15 protein-coding genes are annotated in these 18,239 nt (G+C 70.2%); 7 read left to right on the plus strand and 8 right to left on the minus strand.

Features of this window, described 5'->3' with window-relative positions:
* Nucleotides 1-22 precede the first annotated feature (22 nt).
* A complete protein-coding gene (locus ACGF5O_RS00480) occupies nucleotides 23-487 on the plus strand; it encodes an ATP-binding protein (protein WP_362597427.1) in 465 nt (154 codons plus the stop codon).
* 38 nt (nucleotides 488-525) lie between these two features.
* Here ACGF5O_RS00480 and ACGF5O_RS00485 read toward each other — a convergent pair whose 3' ends face one another.
* Nucleotides 526-1,284 (minus strand): intradiol ring-cleavage dioxygenase, encoded by a 759-nt coding sequence (locus tag ACGF5O_RS00485; RefSeq protein WP_393807719.1) that lies wholly within the window; start codon nucleotides 1,282-1,284, stop codon nucleotides 526-528.
* Between the two features lie 273 nt (nucleotides 1,285-1,557).
* Between ACGF5O_RS00485 and ACGF5O_RS00490 the strand changes: the two genes are divergently transcribed.
* The 5 genes from ACGF5O_RS00490 (at nucleotide 1,558) to ACGF5O_RS00510 (ending at nucleotide 8,334) form a co-directional block, all read left to right on the plus strand.
* Nucleotides 1,558-2,784: an acyl-CoA dehydrogenase family protein gene (locus tag ACGF5O_RS00490; protein WP_393807720.1), complete on the plus strand. Its 1,227-nt coding sequence runs from the start codon at nucleotides 1,558-1,560 to the stop codon at nucleotides 2,782-2,784.
* Nucleotides 2,785-2,819: 35 nt separating this feature from the next.
* Entirely contained in the window at nucleotides 2,820-4,067 is a 1,248-nt protein-coding gene (locus ACGF5O_RS00495; protein ID WP_393807721.1) for a CaiB/BaiF CoA transferase family protein, read from the plus strand.
* Between the two features lie 151 nt (nucleotides 4,068-4,218).
* Nucleotides 4,219-5,181 carry a UTP--glucose-1-phosphate uridylyltransferase gene (locus ACGF5O_RS00500; protein WP_393807722.1) on the plus strand — a complete coding sequence of 321 codons (963 nt, stop codon included), beginning with the start codon at nucleotides 4,219-4,221 and terminating at the stop codon, nucleotides 5,179-5,181.
* Between the two features lie 290 nt (nucleotides 5,182-5,471).
* A complete protein-coding gene (locus tag ACGF5O_RS00505; RefSeq protein WP_393807723.1) occupies nucleotides 5,472-6,662 on the plus strand; it encodes a 4-hydroxybenzoate 3-monooxygenase in 1,191 nt (396 codons plus the stop codon).
* A 61-nt stretch (nucleotides 6,663-6,723) separates the two neighbouring features.
* The gene (locus ACGF5O_RS00510; RefSeq protein WP_393807724.1) at nucleotides 6,724-8,334 is read left to right on the plus strand and encodes a methyltransferase; all 1,611 of its coding nucleotides are present in this window, start codon (nucleotides 6,724-6,726) and stop codon (nucleotides 8,332-8,334) included.
* On the opposite strand, the gene ACGF5O_RS00515 is transcribed toward ACGF5O_RS00510, so the two are convergent.
* Nucleotides 8,286-8,897 (minus strand): TetR family transcriptional regulator, encoded by a 612-nt coding sequence (locus ACGF5O_RS00515; protein ID WP_393807725.1) that lies wholly within the window; start codon nucleotides 8,895-8,897, stop codon nucleotides 8,286-8,288. The genes ACGF5O_RS00510 and ACGF5O_RS00515 overlap by 49 nt on opposite strands.
* Before the next feature lie 110 nt (nucleotides 8,898-9,007).
* Here ACGF5O_RS00515 and ACGF5O_RS00520 point away from each other — a divergent pair, with 110 nt between their 5' ends.
* Nucleotides 9,008-9,949, plus strand: coding sequence for an NADP-dependent oxidoreductase (locus ACGF5O_RS00520; RefSeq protein ID WP_393807726.1), 942 nt, complete (start codon nucleotides 9,008-9,010; stop codon nucleotides 9,947-9,949).
* 37 nt (nucleotides 9,950-9,986) lie between these two features.
* Here ACGF5O_RS00520 and ACGF5O_RS00525 read toward each other — a convergent pair whose 3' ends face one another.
* From ACGF5O_RS00525 to ACGF5O_RS00550, 6 genes are all read right to left on the minus strand, one after another.
* Nucleotides 9,987-11,636: a pyridoxal phosphate-dependent aminotransferase gene (locus ACGF5O_RS00525; protein ID WP_393807727.1), complete on the minus strand. Its 1,650-nt coding sequence runs from the start codon at nucleotides 11,634-11,636 to the stop codon at nucleotides 9,987-9,989.
* A gap of 233 nt (nucleotides 11,637-11,869) precedes the next feature.
* On the minus strand, nucleotides 11,870-13,024 hold the full coding sequence (locus ACGF5O_RS00530) for an aldose epimerase family protein (RefSeq protein ID WP_393807728.1): 1,155 nt from the start codon (nucleotides 13,022-13,024) through the stop codon (nucleotides 11,870-11,872).
* Nucleotides 13,025-13,158: 134 nt separating this feature from the next.
* Nucleotides 13,159-14,403: a multiple monosaccharide ABC transporter permease gene (mmsB, locus tag ACGF5O_RS00535; protein ID WP_393807729.1), complete on the minus strand. Its 1,245-nt coding sequence runs from the start codon at nucleotides 14,401-14,403 to the stop codon at nucleotides 13,159-13,161.
* Nucleotides 14,400-15,962: a multiple monosaccharide ABC transporter ATP-binding protein gene (mmsA, locus tag ACGF5O_RS00540; RefSeq protein WP_393807730.1), complete on the minus strand. Its 1,563-nt coding sequence runs from the start codon at nucleotides 15,960-15,962 to the stop codon at nucleotides 14,400-14,402. Before mmsA ends, mmsB begins: the two co-directional genes overlap by 4 nt.
* 44 nt (nucleotides 15,963-16,006) lie before the next feature.
* Nucleotides 16,007-17,116 (minus strand): multiple monosaccharide ABC transporter substrate-binding protein, encoded by a 1,110-nt coding sequence (chvE, locus tag ACGF5O_RS00545; protein WP_393807731.1) that lies wholly within the window; start codon nucleotides 17,114-17,116, stop codon nucleotides 16,007-16,009.
* A 121-nt stretch (nucleotides 17,117-17,237) separates the two neighbouring features.
* Complete coding sequence (locus ACGF5O_RS00550; RefSeq protein WP_393807732.1) at nucleotides 17,238-18,215, minus strand: hypothetical protein; 978 nt, start codon at nucleotides 18,213-18,215, stop codon at nucleotides 17,238-17,240.
* Nucleotides 18,216-18,239 lie beyond the last annotated feature (24 nt).

The raw sequence follows: 18,239 nt of genomic DNA on the forward strand, positions 1-18,239 counted from the left end.
TGCCAGGCGGCAGATTGGGGGCATGGACGCACCCCCCACCACGGTCACCGTCAGTCGAACACTCGCCCAGCGGCTCAGCGGCACCCCGCGGGGTGCCCGGCTCGCGAGGCATCTCGCTGTTGCCCAACTCCATGCGTGGGGCGGCCGGTTCGCGTCGGCGGAGGTGATCGACAAGGTGTCGGTGATCGTCGCGGAGCTGGCCGCGAACGCCGTGACGCACGGGCGCGTGCCGGGGCGGGACTTCGAGCTGCGGCTCTCGGTGGTGACGGGGAGCGTGCGGGTCGAGGTCACCGACACCCGGGCCGAACGACGGCCGCCCGGCCCCCGGGACGTGCGGCCGTCGGGGCCGCTGGACGCCGGGGGGCGCGGGCTCGTGCTCGTGGATGCGCTGGCCGATCGGTGGGAGGTGCTGGAGCGGGGCTGCGACGGCGCACCGGGCAAGACCGTACGGGCCGAGGTGGACCTGCCTCTTCGTCGCAGACCCTGAGTGGGCCCCGGAGTGCGTGAACCCGGGGCCCGGGGACGTCAGGTCGAGACGCCCAGGGTGAGGGTGCCGGTGTAGCCGGCGGACGTGGATCCGGTGACGGTCATGAGGCCCGACGAGGCGCCCGCGTCGTCGTAGATCCCGTCCTGGGCGAGCGTGGTGCGGGTGACCGTGTTGGTCGAGTAGGGCGAGACCGCGGCGACCGCGGTCGTGATGCTCTCGTTGATGAAGAGCTGGCCCGTGTGCAGGGTCGAACCGCCGGTGAAGGAGCCGTCGGAGGTCAGGGTGACGCCCGTGTGGACCTTCACGTGGATGTGGATGCAGCGGCCCCGGTACCAGCCCGGGTAGATCGTGGTGATGTTGGCGACGCCGCTGGAGTTGGTGAGGACACCGCCGCGCAGGAAGGTGCCGTCGTCGGTCTCGTTGTGGCCGTTGGCGCCGACGTAGCCGGAGTACTCGCCGAGCGCGTCGGCGTGCCACACCTCCACGAGGGCGTTGGGGATGACGGTGCAGGCGGAGTTGACGACGGTGAGGGCGAGGTTGAGGGTGATGCCGGACTTGCCCTCGGTGATGTTGGAGCGGACCAGCGCCCCGTCGAGGTAGTAGGGGCCTTCGGTCTGCTCCTCCGTGAGCGTGCAGACCGCCGCCGCGGCGGCCGGCTGGAGGTCGGGGGCGGCGGCTGCCGCGGGGGCCTCGGTCGAGACCGCTGCGCCTACGGCCAGGGCAGCGGCGGTCGTCCCGGTGGCGACGAGTACGGTACGGCGGCCGACGGAGCGGGCGCCATCTGAGGTGTCTGTCATGGACACGGCACCGTAGGAACGGTGTCTGTCGGCGAGCTGTCAGTTTCGCAAAATGAGCGGCCGTCAAGTCGTGAGTTGAGACAGCTGAATTGACGGCAGATGTTCGACATCGCGGACAACGGGCGGACGAAGGGGCCATTAGGGTAGTTCGCCACGACGAGGGCACCCCCTGTACGGCGAGGGCTCGCGGGAATCGGTGCGGGATCCGGATCTAATCGCGCCGGAGAACCGAGACACCGCGACCGTGTTCCGCAGCGTTGGAGGAGGATTCCCATGGGTGCCATCCCGCCCCTGCCCACGCCGTCCGGCCCCTACCTGGGCGAAGGGCTGCTTCCCGCCGATTTCTATTCCTTCGAGGAACTGCTGACGGACGGCGAGCGGGCCACGATCGAGCGCGTCCGCGCATTCCTCGAAACGCAGGCCGCGCCCATCGTCGACGACTACTGGGCCCGGGCCGAGTTCCCCTTCCAGCTGGTGGCGGGATTCGGCGGACTCGGGCTCGTGGACTGGGCGGACCCGGACTCCGCGGAATCCAAGCCGAGCAATCTCCTCTCGGGATTCCTCGCGCTGGAATTCGCCCATGCCGACGCGTCCTTGGCGACCTTCTCCGGCGTGCACACCGGGCTTGCGATGGGCTCGATCCTCGCCTGTGGCTCCGAGGAGCAGAAGCGGCGGTGGCTGCCGGCCATGAGCCGCTTCGAGAAGATCGGAGCCTTCGGGCTGACCGAACCGCACGGGGGTTCGGACGTGGCCGGCGGCCTGCGGACGACCGCGCGCCGCGACGGCGACGGCTGGATCCTCGACGGGGCCAAGCGGTGGATCGGCAACGCGACCTTCGCCGACCTGGTCGTCATCTGGGCACGGGACACCGAGACCAACCACGTGCTGGGCTTCGTCGTGGAGAAGGACACCCCCGGGTTCACGGCGACGAAGATCGAGAACAAGATGGCGCTGCGGATCGTGCAGAACGCCGACATCGTCCTCGAAGGCTGCCGCGTCCCGGAGGCGAACCGGTTGCAGAACGCCAACTCGTTCAAGGACACCGCGGGTATCCTGCGGCAGACGCGCAGCGGGGTGGCCTGGCAGGCCGTGGGCGTGATGTTCGGCGCCTACGAGATCGCGTTGCAGTACGCCAAGGAGCGCGAGCAGTTCGGGCGCCCGATCGGCGGCTTCCAGCTCGTCCAGGACCTGCTGGTCAAGATGCTCGGCAACGCCACCGCCTCCTGCGGGATGGTCACGCGTCTGGCCCAGCTCCAGGACGCCGGGATCTTCAAGGACGAGCACTCCGCCCTGGCGAAGGCGTACTGCACCGTGCGGATGCGGGAGAGCGTCGGCTGGGCCCGGGAGCTGCTGGCCGGCAACGGCATCGTCCTCGACTACAAGGTCGGCCGCTTCGTCGCCGACGCCGAGGCCCTCTACTCGTACGAGGGCACCCGGGAGATCCAGACCCTGATCGTGGGCCGCGCCGTCACCGACGGCCTGAGCGCCTTCGTGAAGTGACCGCGATGACCCCAGAATCCGTGACCCCAGAATCCGTGACCGCAGAATCCGTGACCACCGAGTCCGTCTTCACCGGTCTGAAGGTCCTCGACGCCTCCTCGTTCATCGCGGCACCGGCCGCGGCCACCATGCTCTCCGACTTCGGGGCGGACGTCATCAAGATCGAGCCGCCGGGGACGGGCGACCCCCAGCGGCGGCTGAGTTCCGTGCCGCCCAGTCCGCAGGCGCGGGCGAACTACAGCTGGCACCTCGCCAACCGCAACAAGCGGGGCATGGTGCTGGACCTGAAGTCGCCGGCGGCCGTCGAGGTCCTCAAGCGGCTCGTCGAGTGGGCCGACGTCGTCATCACCAACTTCCCGCACGGCACCCGCGAGAAGCTGCACCTCGGCTACCCGGAGGTCTCCGGCTGGAACCCGAGGGTCGTCTACGCCGACCTCACCGGCTTCGGGGACACCGGACCCGACGCCCGGCAGCCGGGCTTCGACCTGACCGCCTTCTGGTCGCGCAGCGGCCTGCTGGCCTCCACCCGCGACGCGGGCGCCCCGCCGACCGTGCCGGTCTGGGGCAGCGGCGACTACACGACCGCCATCGCCGTCTACGCGGCGATCACGACCGCCCTCTACCGCCGCGAGCGGACGGGACGGGGCGCCGACGTCGGCACGTCCCTGCTCGCCACGGGCGTCTGGGCCACCGGAACCCTGGTGGCCGGCGCCCTCGCCGACGGCACCCCCTTCGAGCTGCACGACCGGAAGGTCCCGGCGAACCCGCTGGTCAACCCCTACCGGACCGCCGACGGCGAATGGCTCATGCTGGTCGCCTCACCCACCCGCCGGCAGGGACTCGCCCGCGTCGTCGGACACCCCGAACTGTTCGAGGACCCCCGGTTCTCCGACCTGGAGGGTCTGACCGAGCACTCCGCCGCGCTCGCCGAACTCCTCGACACCGCGTTCCGCTCGCGGCCCTTCGCCCACTGGAAGGAGGCGCTGGACCGGGAACGCATCACCTACAGCCTCATCCAGACGCCGGAGGAGGCAGCGCGGGACCCGCAGTTGCGCGAGAACGGCATCGTCGTACCGCTGGCCGGAGTCAGCGGGCTGCCGGAGACCGTCGGCAGCCCGGTCACCCTCCGCGGGGTCCCGAAGACACCGGCGAGACGGGCGCCGGACCTGGGCGAGCACAACGACGAGATCCTCGCCGAGCTGGGATTCGCCCCCGCCGAGATCGCCGGACTGCACGCCGCGGGAGCGGTCCCCGACACCCCGGCCCCGGAGCCGCCGCACTGAGCACGTGTCCCTCCCTCTCTCCCTCTCTTCATTTCGACTTCGCCCGGAAATAGCCTGGACGACGGGATCCGGCCGGTCGGCGTTTCCCGGGCGGCACAGGGGCCGTTGGTAGCGTCCTCGTACCCCGTGCCGTCCGACCGAGAGAGACCTGATGTCCCCGACGATCCGCAGGGCCGTGATCCCCGCCGCCGGACTGGGCTCCCGCCTGCTGCCCCTGACCAAGGCGACGCCGAAGGAGATGCTCCCGGTCGGCGACAAGCCGGTGATCGAGCACACCGTGCGGGAGCTGGTGGACTCCGGGATCACCGACATCACCATCGTCGTCTCCGGCGGGAAGAGCCTGATCCAGGACCACTTCCGGCCCAACCCGGCACTCGTCGAGCAGCTCCGCGCCGACGGCAAGACCGCCTACGCGGACGCCGTCGAGGAGGTCGCCGAACTGGCCCGCAAGGGGCACATCACCTACCTCGACCAGTACGGCCCGTACGGCAACGGCACGCCCGTGCTGAACGCCGCCCGTTCCTTCGGCGACGAGCCCGTCCTGGTGCTCTGGCCCGACGACGTGTTCGTCGCCGAGGTGCCCCGCGCCCAGCAGCTGATCCGGGCCTACGAGCAGACCGGCTGCCCGGTCCTCGCCCTGCTGCCGATGGACCCCGCCGACTCCCAGCGCTACGGCGTGCCCATCGTCAAGGAGGACCTCGGCGACGGCCAGTTGCGCATCACCGGCCTGGTCGAGAAGCCCGCGCCGGCCGACGCGCCGTCGCCGTACGCGGCCATCGGCGGCTACGTCGTCACCCCCGGCATCATCGACGAACTGCGCGAGCAGACCCGCCGCTGGTACGAGCACCGCACCGGCGAGGTGTACCTGACCGACGCCATCAACGCCTACGCCGGCAGCCGGGCCGTGTACGGGCAGGTCATCCAGGGCCGCTGGTACGACACCGGCAACCCGGCCGACTACCTCGTCGCGCAGATGGCCTTCGCCCTCGCCCACCCCGAGTACGGACCCGTGCTGCGCGGTCTGGTCAGCAAGCTCGACGAGAGTGAGAGCGAGGGCGGGACCGAGGGCGCGACCGAGGCCGAGTTGCAGGGCGACGTGCGGCGTACGGTATGATCGTTTCAGAGCTGGTCGCCGCAACTCACGGTGGCTGGTGCTGCGTTGGTGGTCCAAGGAAAGACGCCCCGCTTCCTGCGGGGAAATGCAGGTGCAAGGCCTGCCCGGCGCTCTATCCGGTGCCCGTTCGCATTCGATGCGGACGGGCACCGTGTTGTTTCCCGCCGTTTTCCGGCAGCTTTCGTCACCCCAGGCAACCCTTTAGGGGTAATTGGTCCGCTTCCTTCCCTTGTGTAAGGGTCGCGGCTGATATGAACCTTCTGGACAGAGCGCAACTCCAGGGGCGGGGAATGACAACAGCACAGGTCGGTGTAGTGATCGTCGGCGCCGGCCCGGCAGGGCTCGTACTGGGGAACCTGCTGCTGGACCGCGGCATCGACTGCGTGATCCTGGAGCGCCGCGACCGGGCCGCGGTGGAGGGCAGGGCCCGGGCCGGATTCCTCGCCGCCCACTCCGTGCGCGTCCTGACGGAACACGGCCTGGCGGCCGGCCTGGCAGCCCGCGGAAAGACCCACAGCACCTGCCTGTTCCGCAGCGACCGCGGCGAATTCAGCCTGGACTACGGCAAGTTGGGACTCGGCGAGCCGCACACCGTCTACCCGCAGCAGGAACTCGTACGGGACCTGATCGCCGAATTCCTGCGGCGCGGCGGGGAGATCCGGTTCGGCGCCGAGGCGGCGGACGTCGCCGAGGGGGCCGAGGAGGCCGAGCGGACCGCGGCGGCCTGGGTGCGGGTGCGCGGCGGCGCGGACGTCACCGGGCGGTACGTCGCCGGCTGCGACGGACACCGGGGGACCGGCCGTGCCGCACTGACGGCCCGCGGCACCCGGACCGCCCGCCGGGACCACGGGGTCTCCTGGCTGGCCGTGCTGGTCGCGGCCCCGCCCAGCCTGGAGGCCGTCGGATACGCCCTGCACGAGCGCGGGTTCGCCGGCCACATGGCACGGACGGACACCGTCACCCGGTACTACCTCCAGTGCCCGCGCGGCACCGATCCCGCCGACTGGAGCGAGGACCGGATCTGGGCGGAGCTGGCGACCCGGCTGCGGACCGCCGAGTTCGGGCCGCTGCGCCACGGCCCGGTCCTGGAGAAGGCGGTCGTCGACCTGCGCTCCGACGTCCTGGACTCCCCGGGCAGCGGACGGCTGTGGCTGGCAGGCGACGCCGCCGGACTCATCAGCCCCTCGGCCGCCAAGGGCGCCAACCTCGCCGTCCTCCAGGCCGAGTTGCTGGCCCGCGCCCTCGAAGCGGCGCTGGCCCACGGCGACGGGACCGGCCTCGCCCGGTACGCCGCCGACAGCCTGCCCCGCGTCTGGCGGGCCCATGAGTTCTCGCACTGGATGAGCGGCCTGCTGCACGGCCCGGCCGGCCAGGACGACGAGGCCCGCTACGGCCGCCAGTTGCAGTACGCCCGCCTGGAGAGCCTGCGCACCTCCCGCGCCCACCAGGACTTCTTCGCCGAGAACTACACCGGCATCTGACCCCCGGGGCCGGCTCGACCGTCCCCGGTTCTCCCCGCCCCACGATCATCGGGAACCCTTCATGAACCTCTCCGTCGTACAGGCATGTCTGACGGAAGCCGACCTGGACCGGATCCGGCATGCGGCCGACCACGTCCGCGACCACGACACGGACCAGGTACTCGCCGCGCTGCTGCCCGGCCTGACGGCCGACGAGCGGGCCGACGTCGCCCGCCACCTCGGCTACGACCACACCGCCGTACTGGTCTTCCCCGCCTCCCTCGACGGGCTCCGCGACGACCTGCGCGGCGCCGGGCTCGACCCGGGCCCCGTCACCCCCAGCGTGGTCGTGCGCGGGCGGCTGACCCGGCGTTACGGCGCCGCCGTCGACGGCAGCCCGGTCGGGATCGTGCACGTGCCGGTGGCCGGGCGGACCGTGGAGATCTTCGCGCTGCCCGTGCCGCCCGGCTCCCCGCTGGAGACGGTCGCCGCCGACGAACGGGCCAACGGCCACGAGTCCCACCACGCCTTCGCGGTGACCGCGCCGGGCCGGGTGATCCCCGCCGGACTGCGCACCCTGCTCACCGAGCGCGGCGGCGCGGTCCCGGACGGCGGCGGCTACAACAACCACGAGAACGTCACCGTCCTCTACTTCCGCACCACCGACCACCGCCGCTTCGAACTCCGCCTCCCCGGCCGCCAGGAACCCCTGCCCGACCCCACCCTCGCCCTCCTCGGCGTCATGACCGGCGCCTGGGCCACCCAGGCCGTCCGCACCATGGCCGAACTGGGCATCGCCGACCACCTGGCCGCCCACCCCGCCCTCGACGCCACCGCCCTCGCGACCCTCACCGGCACCGACCCGGACGCCCTGCGCCGCCTCCTGCGCTACCTCGCCACGCTGGGCCTGCTGACCGCCGCCCCCGACGGCACCTACCACCTCACCGCCCTCGGCGAGCCTCTCCGCACCGGCACCGAGCACTCCCTCCACCCCCTCGCGCTGCTCTACGGCGGCCCGTTCTACGACTCCTTCGCCGGGCTCCCGTACGCCGTCAGCACTGGGCAGGAAGCTTTCGCCCACCGCTACGGCGAGCACCACTTCCCCTACTTCGCCGCCCGCCCCGAACTCGGCGGCCTCTTCCACCGGGCGATGGCCGCGAGCGCGGAGATGTTCACGCCGGTACCGGACCTCGTCGACTTCTCCGCGGCGCGCCGCGTGGTCGACGTCGGCGGCGGCAACGGCGCCCTGCTCGGCCGCGTCCTCCGGGCCCACGGCCACCTGGCGGGGGTCCTGCTGGAACGCCCCGAGGCCCTGGCGGCGGCCCGGTCCCAGCTGGCCGACGTGTCCGGCCGCTGCACCTTCGCCGAGGGCGACTTCACCGACTCCGTCCCGCCCGGCGGCGACGTCTACCTGCTCTCCCGGGTCCTGCACGACTGGGACGACGACCGGTGCCTGACCATCCTGCGCCGCTGCGCGGAGGCGATGCGCCCGGGCGCCGAACTCCTCGTCGTGGAACGCCTGCTGCCCAGCGACACGGCCGCGGCCTGGGACCTCCACATGCTGTGCAACGTGGGCGGCCGGGAACGGACGGAGGCCGACTACGGGCGCCTCCTGGCGGAGACGGGCTTCACCCCGGTGGCCTGTCACGCACTGCTGCTGGGAGCCTCGCTGCTGCACGCCGTGCGGGGGTAGCCGGCGGCGGTCAGGGCGCGCAGCTGGGCGAACGACTGGCCGATGGCGTCGCGCAGGTCGAGACCGTCGTCGGCGTCGACCCACCGCTGGAAGGCGACCCGGTAGACCGCGCAGGCGGCCTCTGCCGCCAGGCCCGCCTCGGTGGCGTCGACGCCCCGCCTGCGCAGCCCGTCGGCGAGCGTGGCCGACAGGCTCGCAATCTTGATCAACTCGCGTTCGCGGAGATCGGTGTTGGACATGATCACCGACTGTCGCTTCCGCGCGAGTTCACGGTCACGTCCGATCATGTCGGCCGCGGCGTCCAGCGCCGCAGCGACGACCTCAAGCGTCGACGCCGTGGCGGGCGCCGCCTCCAGCGCGGCCAGCGAGCTCTCCGTCAGCGCGGACGTCCCGTCGAAGAGGACCTCGCGCTTGTCGGCGAAGTGCCGGAAGAAGGTGCGGGCGGTCACGCCGGCCCGCTCGGCGATGTCGGTCACCATCGTCTGCTCGAAGCCGCGTTCGAGGTACAGGGCCAGTGCGGCCTCGCGCAGTCGGTCGCCGGCTCCAGGCGCCCATCGTCCCATGCCGCGAGTTTAGTGCCGTCGCGCACCGGCTCCCGTGTTGACGTCATCAGGTGACATCGCCATAGTAGGGTGATGTCACCTGATGACATCGATGTGTGAGGGTGTTCGCCATGACGACGTTGAAGCGCATCCAGTACCACCGGTACGGCGGTCCCGAGGTGATGCGGTGCGAGGATTTCGAGCCGGCCCGGCCCGGCCCCGGTGAGGTTCTGGTCCGGGTGAAGGCGGCGGCCGCGAACCCGATGGACTGGAAGATCCGCAGCGGCGAGATGAAGATCATGACCGGCCGGAGGTTCCCGCGCGGCCTGGGGCACGACTTCTCGGGCGTCGTGGCGGCGGTCGGCGACGGCGTCACCCGGCTCGGCGTCGGCGACGAAGTCCTCGGCGGGGCGAGCATCAAGGCGGCGGGAGCGTTCGCCGAGATGGTGGTCGCCGAGGAGAAGGCGGTCGTGCGAAAGCCCGCGAACCTCTCCTGGGAGGAGGCCGCCGCGCTCCCCATCGTCGGGCTCACGGCCTTTCAGGCCGTGGTCGGCAAGGGCAGGCTGCGGGCCGGGCAGAGCCTCTTCGTCCACGGCTGCCTAGGCGGGGTCGGCCGGTCCGCAGCCCAGATCGCCCTGGCACACGGCGTCTCCGTGGGCGGCAGCTGCCGCGGTACCGCCGCGCACGAGGCACACGACCTCGGTATCGCCCCGGTCGTCGGATTCGACTTCGACGCGACGGAACTCGCGAGGCGGTTCGACGTCGTCCTCGACACCGCCGGCACGCTGCCGGTCGGAGCGGCCCGGACGCTGCTCGGGCCCGGCGGGCGCGTCATCGACATCAACCCCACTCCGGGGAAGTTCCTGCGAAGCGCCCTGCAGGGGTCGTACCAGGTGCTGATCGCGAAGACCGGCGTGGAGGACCTCGACGCGGTCGCACAGGCCGCCGGGCGGGGGACACTGCGGCTGCCGGTCGCCCGCGTCGTGCCGCTCGGCCGGGCGATCGAGGCGCTCACGGAACTCGAACGCGACCGCACACCCAAGGGCGGCAAGCTCGTCATCACGACCGGCTGAACCCCCCCGGCCGAAGACCGGGGGAGGAAGGGCACGGTCAGCCGACCTGGCCCATGCCCGCCGCGTTGGGCCAGCTCTGGGCGTTCGGCCAGCCGGTGGCCGGGGCCGGGGCCAGGTTCGGGGGCGGCGGTGCGGGGGCCGTCATCCCGCGTACCTGTGCGGCGGTGAGGCCGCCCCGGGCCGGTACTCCGGGCGGCGTGGGCCCTTGCGGGACGGGGGCCGGGGCCGGAGCGGGGGCCTGCATCTGCATCGGCATCTGCATCGGGGCCGGGGCGGGCGCCGGTGCCATCGGCGTCACCGGCGCCATCATCGGCTGCTGCTGGGGCTGTTGCTGCATCTGCATCTGCATGGCTGCCGCCGGCATCGGCATCCCGACGCCCTGCTGCGCGGCGACGGGGAGCGGCATGCCGACACCGGCGGCGGGAGCGGCGGCGAGCCCAGGGACGGACATCGCGCCGACGGCCTGCGCGAGCTGGAGGCCCGCCCCGTTGGTCTCGCTCACCAGCCGGTCCACCGCCGCCGTACCCGAGCTGTAGCTGGTCCCATTGCTCAGCTCGGGTACGGCGGCTCCCCTCCTGGACCCGTAGAGCACCTGCTCCATGGCGGACACCAGGCGACGCACGTCCACCTCGGGGCGCACCACGAGCCTCAGGAAGCGGCTGGAGGACCCGATCTTGTTGCCGCACTCGCGGACCAGGATCCGGTGCTCGGTGAGCATCCGGTCCCGCACCACGGTGCCCTCGGCGCCGACGGGAAGGCGCACGAAGAGGAAGTTGCCCTGCGAGGGGTAGACCGTCAGGCCGGGCAGGGTGGCGAGCTGGCTGGCCATCTCCAGGCGGTCCTTGCGGACCTGGAGCAGGCTCTGCGCGTACTCGGCGCCGTGCTCCTTGAGCATGAAGACGACGTACTCGGCGAACGCGTTGAGGTTCCACTTCGGGAGCATCGAGCGGACCTTGCCGGCCAGGGCGGGGTTGGCGACCATGTAGCCGAACCGGATGCCGTGCAGGCCGAAGTTCTTGCCGAGGCTGCGCAGCACGATGACGTTCGGCCGGAGCATCGCCTCCTGGACGACGCTGGGCTCGGCCTCGGCGTCGGCGAACTCCAGGAACGACTCGTCGATGACGATCAGGTCCAGGTCGGCCATGGCGTCCATGAACTGCACCAGCGCCTGCTTGTGCAGGAAGCCGCCGTCGGGGTTGTTGGGGTTGCAGATGACGGCGACCTTGGTGCCCCGCTTGCGGATGAAGTCGGCGTACTGCGCGAGGTCGAGCGCGAAGCCGTTGGACTCCTGGAGCGGGAACATGTCGACGCGCTTGCCGGTCTCCATCGGCTGGTCGGTCCAGCGGCCGAAGGTGGGGACGGGGATGGCGAGGGACTCGCGGACCAGCAGGTGGTCGATCCAGGTGATCAGCTCGGTGGACCCGTTGCCCATGGCCACGGCCTGCGGGGGGAGCTGGAGGAGCTGGCACAGTTCGGCGGTGATGGTGTCGGCGCTGCTCGGGTAGAAGGTGACGATGTCCTTCAGGCGGGCCGCCATCGTTTCCATCATGGCCGGGGTGGGGAAATAGGGGTTGCAGGGAATGCAGAAGTCGACCGGCCCCGTTCCCTCGCCTCCCTCACGGGTCAGCGCCGCCATCGACGGGCTGTGTGCACCGCTGCGGAACAACGAGGTGACGTTGCCGGCCATTTAACCTCCGTATGAGGCGGGCCCGATGGGGACGTCCGGGCCCGTCGTCTTGGGCGGCCCGCGCGGGGGAGCACGGGCCGCCCTTGAGTACGGGGGCGGGTGCGGCGCTGTTCAACCCGTGTGAAAAAAGTGTGAGTTTACGTTTCTTCTTGGAACCGGGCGATGCGGCGCCCCGTCACGCACGCGCGTGGGCGCGACCAGCCCCTTACCGGTCGCGCCCACGCTGTCTCACCTCAGGCGTCGAACGAGTGAACCGTCCGAGTCCTGTAGACCTGCCCCGGCCGCAGCACCGTCGACGGGAAGCTCGCGTGGTTCGGCGAGTCGGGGAAGTGCTGGGTCTCCAGGCACAGTCCGTCGCCCTGCCGGTAGGTGCGGCCGGAGGTGCCGGTGAGGGTGCCGTCGAGGAAGTTGCCCGAGTAGAACTGAAGGCCCGGCTGGTCCGTGGCGATCTTCAGGGTGCGGCCGGAACGCGGGTCGCGCAGCGTGGCGATGTGCTCCGGCTCGGCCGTGACGCCCTTGTCCAGGACCCAGTTGTGGTCGAAGCCCTTGGCCTGCACCTGCTGGGGGTGGCCCGCGCGGATGTCCCGGCCGACCGGCTTGCCCTTGCGGAAGTCGAAGGGGGTGCCGGAGACCTTGGCCAGCTCGCCCGTCGGGATCAGGCCCGAGTCGGTCGGCGTGTAGCGGCCGGCGGCGATCGTCAGCTCGTGGTCCTCGATCGTGCCGTTGCCCTCACCGGCGAGGTTCCAGTAGGTGTGGTTGGTGAGGTTGACCACGGTCGCCCTGTCGGTGGTGGCCTCGTAGTCGATGATCCAGTCGCCGTGCCGGTTCAGGGTGAAGGTCACCTTCGTCCTGAGGGTGCCCGGGTAGCCCATCTCGCCGTCGACGCTCGTGTAGTGCAGGTGCAGGCCGACGTCGGAGCCCGAGGTGAAGCCCTCGATGTCCCAGACCTTCGTGTTGAAGCCCTTGGCACCGCCGTGCAGGCTGTTGACGCCGTCGTTGACGGAGAGCTGGTAGGTCTTGCCGTCGAGGGTGAACTGGCCCTTGGCGATCCGGTTCCCGTACCGGCCGATGGTCGCGCCGAAGAAGGTGGTCCCGGCGACGTACGCGGCGAGGTTGTCGTAGCCGAGCGACACGTTGACGTACCTGCCGTGCCGGTCGGGGATCTCCAGGGACTGGATGATGCCGCCGTACGAGAGGACCTTCAGGCGGGTGCCGCCGTTCTCCAGGGACCAGCGGTGGACCTTGGTCCCGTCGGCGAGGGTGCCGAAGAGCTCCTTCACCGGCTTCCTGCCTCCCGAGGCGGCCTCGGCGCTGCCCGTGCCGAGGGTGGTGGCGGCGATCCCCGCGGCTGCGGCACCCGCGATGACCGTGCGTCTGTTCAGTTCCATCTAGCGGCTCCTTGAAAAGAGAGTTGAAGGCGCCCGCTGGATCCCGCGCCCCGTAAGGGGCGCGGGGAACTGCGCGACCAGCCCCACCGGCCCGCAGCTTTTGTTCGGCCTTCCAGCGGAGCGTCGTCGCTGACTTACGAACCGGACTTGCGCTTGTTCCACACGTCGAAGCCGACCGCCGCGAGGAGGGCGAGGCCCTTGATGACCTGTTGCCAGTCGGTGCCGACGCTGAGGAGGTTCATGCCGTTGTTCAGCACGCCGAGGACGAGACCGCCGATGATGGCGCCGAGGATGGTGCCGACACCGCCGCTCATGGAGGCGCCGCCGATGAACGAGGAGGCGATGGCCTCCAGTTCGAAGCCGTCGCCCGCCTTCGGCGAGGCCGCGTTCAGCCGGGCCGCTACCACCAGGCCGGCCAGGGCCGCGAGCACGCCCATGTTCAGGAAGACGTAGAAGGAGACCTTCTTGTCCTTGACGCCGGACAGCTTGGCCGCGGGCAGGTTGCCGCCGATCGCGTAGATGTGCCGGCCGAAGACCGCGTTGCGCATCACGTAGCCGTAGCCGACGACGAGCGCGCCCAGGACGATCAGGATGATCGGGGCGCCCTTGTAGCTGGCGAGCAGCATGGTGAGGACGAGGATCGCGGCGACCAGCGCGGTCAGCTTCAGCAGGAACAGCCTGGTGGGCGGCACCTCCAGGGCGAACTCCTGCTGGCGGCGCCGGTCCCGGAACTCCTGCCAGACCACCGCGGCGATCAGCACGATCCCCAGCAGCAGCGTGATGTTGTGGTAGTTGGTGTCCGGGCCCACCTCGGGGAGGAAGCCGTTGCCCAGGTTCTGCAGCCCGTTCGGGAACGGGCCGATGGTCTGGCCCTGGAGCAGGATCTCGGTCAGACCGCGGAAGAGCAGCATCCCGGCGAGGGTGACGATGAACGACGGTATGCCCAGGTAGGCGATCAGGAACCCTTGCATGGAGCCGGCCACGGCACCCATCACCAGGCACAGGATCAACGCGACCGGCCACGGTACGCCGTGGTTGACCGTCAGGACGGCCGCGAAGGCGCCCACGAACGCGGTCAGCGAGCCGACCGACAGGTCGATGTGCCCGGCGATGATCACCATCATCATGCCGATGGCCAGGATCAGGATGTAGCTGTTCTGCAGCACCAGGTTGGAGACGTTGCGCGGCAGCAGCAGGTCGCCGTCGGTCCACACCGCGAACAGGGCGACGATCAGGCCGAGCGCGATCAGCATGCCGTACTGGCGCATGTTGCGGCGCAGCCCGTCCAGGACCAGCCGGAGCAGGTTCCCGTCGGCGGCCGATCCGCTCCCGCCCGGCGGCGCGGGCGCCGGGCTCTTGGCGGTGACATCCGTGCTCATCGCGATACCTCTTTGTCCTTCGCCTTGTCTTTCGTCATATGGCGCATCAGCACTTCCTGCGTGGCCTCGGCCCTGGGCACCTCACCGGTCAGGCGGCCCGCGGCCATGGTGTAGATGCGGTCGCACATGCCGAGCAGTTCGGGCAGTTCGGAGGAGATGAAGACGACCGCCTTGCCCTGGGCGGCGAGTTGGTCGATGACCGTGTAGATCTCGTACTTGGCGCCGACGTCGATGCCGCGGGTCGGCTCGTCGAGGATCAGCACGTCGGGACCCGCGAAGATCCACTTGCTGAGGACGACCTTCTGCTGGTTGCCGCCCGACAGCTTGCCCACCGGCTCGAAGACCGTCGGCGCCTTGATGTTCATGGACGTGCGGTAGCCCTCGGAGACCTGCCGCTCCTCGTGCTCGTCCACGATCCCGCGCCGGGCGACCTTGTTCAGCGCGGTCAGCGAGATGTTGCGGTTGATGGTGTCGATCAGGTTGAGGCCGTAGTGCTTGCGGTCCTCGGTGACGTACGCGATGCCGTGCCCGACCGCCTCGGCGACCGACTTGGTACGGATCTCCGTGCCGTCCTTGAGGACCGTGCCGCCGTCGTAGCGGCCGTAGGTCCGCCCGAAGACGTTCATCGCGAGTTCGGTGCGGCCGGCGCCCATCAGGCCCGCGATGCCGACGATCTCGCCGCGCCGGACGTGGACCGACACGTCGTCGACGACCTTGCGCTCGTGGTCGATCGGGTGCCGCACCGTCCAGTTGCGGATCTCCAGGGCCGGGGCCGCGTCCGCCTCGCCCTCGTACGCGGTCCGCTCCGGGAAGCGGTGGTCGAGGTCGCGGCCGACCATGCCGGCGATGATCCGCTCCTCCGTCGTGTCCTCCGACTTCACGTCGAGGGTCTCGATGGAGTGGCCGTCCCGGATGATCGTCACCGAGTCGGCGACCTTGCGGATCTCGTTGAGCTTGTGCGAGATGATGATCGAGGTGATGCCCTGGTTCTTCAACTCCAGGATCAGATCGAGGAGTTTGCCGCTGTCCTCGTCGTTCAGGGCCGCGGTCGGCTCATCCAGGATGAGCAGCTTCACCTTCTTGGACAGCGCCTTCGCGATCTCCACCAGCTGCTGCTTGCCCACGCCGATGTCGGTGACGCGGGTCTCCGGGTGGTCGTCGAGACCGACCCGGCGCAGCAGTTCGGTGGCGTGCCGCAGGGTCTCCCGCCAGTCGATGAACCCGCCCTTGGCGTGTTCGTTGCCGAGGAAGATGTTCTCCGCCAGCGAGAGGTACGGCGACAGCGCCAGCTCCTGGTGGATGATGACGATGCCGCGCTGCTCGCTCGCCCGGATGTCACCGAACTTGCACAGCTCGCCCTCGAAGAGGATGTCCCCCTCGTAACTGCCGTGCGGGTGGACGCCGGAGAGGACCTTCATCAGGGTCGACTTGCCGGCGCCGTTCTCCCCGCAGATGGCGTGGACCTCGCCCTGGCGGACGGTCAGCGTGACGTCCGACAGCGCCTTGACGCCGGGAAAGGTCTTGACGATCGAGCGCATTTCCAGGACGGGTCCCGCCATGGTCGTGCCTTCCAATCAGTAGGACAACTAGTGGGGGACTCGGGTCACTTGAGCTCGGCGTCGGTGTAGTAGCCGCCCTTGACGAGGACTTCCTCGTAGTTGGACTTGTCGACGCTCACCGGCTGCAGCAGGTAGGCCGGCACGACCTTGGAGCCGTTGTCGTACGTCTTGGTGTCGTTCGTCTCCGGCGTCTTCTTGTTCAGGACGTCGTCGACCATGGTCGCGGCGACCTTGGCGAGCTGCCGGGTGTCCTTGTAGACGGTCTGCGTCTGCTCGCCCGCGATGATCGACTTCACCGAGGCAAGTTCGGCGTCCTGCCCGGTGATGACGGGCAGCGGCTGGCTGCCGGAGCCGTAGCCGTCCGACTTCAGCGCGGCGATGATGCCGATCGAGATGCCGTCGTACGGCGAGAGCACCGCGTCGACCTTGGCCGACTTGTAGGAGGAGGTGAGGATGTCCTCCATGCGCGACTGCGCGGTCGCGCCGTCCCAGCGCAGGGTGGTGACCTTGTTGAGCGCGGTCTGCCCGGACTTGACCACCAGCTGCTTCTTGTCGATGTACGGCTGGAGCACGCTCATCGCGCCGTTGAAGAAGTACTTGGTGTTGTTGTCGTCGTTCGAGCCGGCGAACAGCTCGATGTTGAACGGGCCCTTCTTGCCGCTGTCCAGGCCCAGCTTGTGCACGATGTACGTGCCCTGCTCGACGCCGACCTTCTCGTTGTCGAAGGACGCGTAGTAGTCGACGTTCTTCGTGCCGAGGATCAGCCGGTCGTAGGCGATGACCGGGATCTTGGCGTCCGCGGCCTCCTGGAGCACGTTGTTCAGGGACTTGTTGTCGATGGCCGCGATGATCAGGCCCTTGACGCCCTGCGTGATCAGGTTCTCGATCTGGGAGACCTGGGTGTCCGGGTCGTCCTCGCCGTAGACCAGCTTGGTCTTGTAGCCCTTGGACTCCAGGTCCTTGACGACGTTCTTGCCGTCCGCGATCCAACGCTCGGAGGACTTGGTCGGCATCGCGATGCCGATCGTGCCGCCCTTGGCACTGCCCCCCTCCTCCTTGCTGCCGCCCTCACTGCTCTGCCCGCACGCGGACAGGGTGAGAGCGAGCGAGGCGGCCCCGGCTATGAGGGTAAGGGCGCTTCTACGAGTGCGCATGGTGATCGGTCCCTGTTCTTCTCGTCGTTGAGAGATTTCAAGCAAGGTCGGTGGAGCGCCCCGTAAGGGGCGCGGGGAACTGCGCGACCAGCCACGACGGACCCGCAGTTCCCGACGTTCATCAGGCGGAACCCTCGGTGGGGAACCGGTTCAGGACCCCCGGCAACCGTGACCCCAGCGGCGCCATGTCCCCGTCCGCCCCGTGCCGGGCCAGCAGGTCCAGGGCGAGCCGCCCCCGCCGCACCCGCTCCTTGGCGGTGGCGAGGGTCACGTCCCGCAGGTGGTTGCCCCACGGGTAGATGCCGGGGGCCTTGGACAGACCGAACTTCAGGTACACCGGCGCCCCGCGCCGGATCAGCTCGGCGACCTCGTACATCCGGATGTAGCCGCCGAGGTCGTCGGGGGCCTCGATGTACATGTCCATGGGGGCACCCGACACCCGCCGGATCTCGGTGAGGTGATCGAGCGTCAGGTCGCTCGGCACGTTGACGGAGTCGGCGCCCAGGTGCTCGAAGACGGAGTACGAGGCCGGGTTGACGGGACCGACCAGCGCGGACACCTTGAGCGTGGTGTCGGCCGGGATGATCCCCGCCTGCCGGGCCCGGTGCAGCGTCCACAGCACGCCCTCGTCGGCGACCAGCAGGCACTTGACGCCCAGTTCCGTCGCCCGGACCGCGTCCTCGACGCAGCCCGCGACCGCGTCGTGGCCCCGGGCGCGCAGCCCGGCCCCCCGCGAGTCGGAGCGCACCGAGCCGCCGATGTCCCAGGTGCCGCGCGGTCCGGTGAACAGGCAGAGCTCGATGTCCCGTTCGTTCGTCGCCTCGACCATCTCGGTGATCTCGGCGTCGGTGAGCATCCACACGCCGCTGCCCTGGCTGATCCGGTGGATCGGCACGTCCAGCCGCGAGGACTCCTTGAGGACGACGGCCAGCGCCTCGGGACCCTCGCAGGAGGGGATCTCGGTGCGCCACTTGCCGCCGCCCGGGAAGGTGTGGGCGGAGGCGTCGGCGGGGTCGAGGGCGGGCGCGCCCAGGCCGAGCGCGGCGAGCGCCTGCTCACCGGGTCGGCGGGCCGCCGTAACGGAAGCGTCGGTCGTCACAAGCTGTCCTTCGTGTTCGGTATT

This window comes from Streptomyces sp. NPDC048291, from assembly GCF_043201715.1.
Lineage (GTDB): Bacteria > Actinomycetota > Actinomycetes > Streptomycetales > Streptomycetaceae > Streptomyces.

Excerpts from the sequence above, each read along its gene's own strand:
- ACGF5O_RS00480 (WP_362597427.1), top strand. The coding sequence starts at position 23 with ATGGACGCACCCCCCACCACGGTCACCGTCAGTCGAACACTCGCCCAG.
- ACGF5O_RS00485 (WP_393807719.1), bottom strand. The coding sequence starts at position 1,284 with ATGACAGACACCTCAGATGGCGCCCGCTCCGTCGGCCGCCGTACCGTA.
- ACGF5O_RS00490 (WP_393807720.1), top strand. The coding sequence starts at position 1,558 with ATGGGTGCCATCCCGCCCCTGCCCACGCCGTCCGGCCCCTACCTGGGC.
- ACGF5O_RS00500 (WP_393807722.1), top strand. The coding sequence starts at position 4,219 with ATGTCCCCGACGATCCGCAGGGCCGTGATCCCCGCCGCCGGACTGGGC.
- ACGF5O_RS00505 (WP_393807723.1), top strand. The coding sequence starts at position 5,472 with ATGACAACAGCACAGGTCGGTGTAGTGATCGTCGGCGCCGGCCCGGCA.
- ACGF5O_RS00510 (WP_393807724.1), top strand. The coding sequence starts at position 6,724 with ATGAACCTCTCCGTCGTACAGGCATGTCTGACGGAAGCCGACCTGGAC.
- ACGF5O_RS00515 (WP_393807725.1), bottom strand. The coding sequence starts at position 8,897 with ATGGGACGATGGGCGCCTGGAGCCGGCGACCGACTGCGCGAGGCCGCA.
- ACGF5O_RS00520 (WP_393807726.1), top strand. The coding sequence starts at position 9,008 with ATGACGACGTTGAAGCGCATCCAGTACCACCGGTACGGCGGTCCCGAG.
- ACGF5O_RS00525 (WP_393807727.1), bottom strand. The coding sequence starts at position 11,636 with ATGGCCGGCAACGTCACCTCGTTGTTCCGCAGCGGTGCACACAGCCCG.
- ACGF5O_RS00530 (WP_393807728.1), bottom strand. The coding sequence starts at position 13,024 with ATGGAACTGAACAGACGCACGGTCATCGCGGGTGCCGCAGCCGCGGGG.
- mmsB (WP_393807729.1), bottom strand. The coding sequence starts at position 14,403 with ATGAGCACGGATGTCACCGCCAAGAGCCCGGCGCCCGCGCCGCCGGGC.
- mmsA (WP_393807730.1), bottom strand. The coding sequence starts at position 15,962 with ATGGCGGGACCCGTCCTGGAAATGCGCTCGATCGTCAAGACCTTTCCC.
- chvE (WP_393807731.1), bottom strand. The coding sequence starts at position 17,116 with ATGCGCACTCGTAGAAGCGCCCTTACCCTCATAGCCGGGGCCGCCTCG.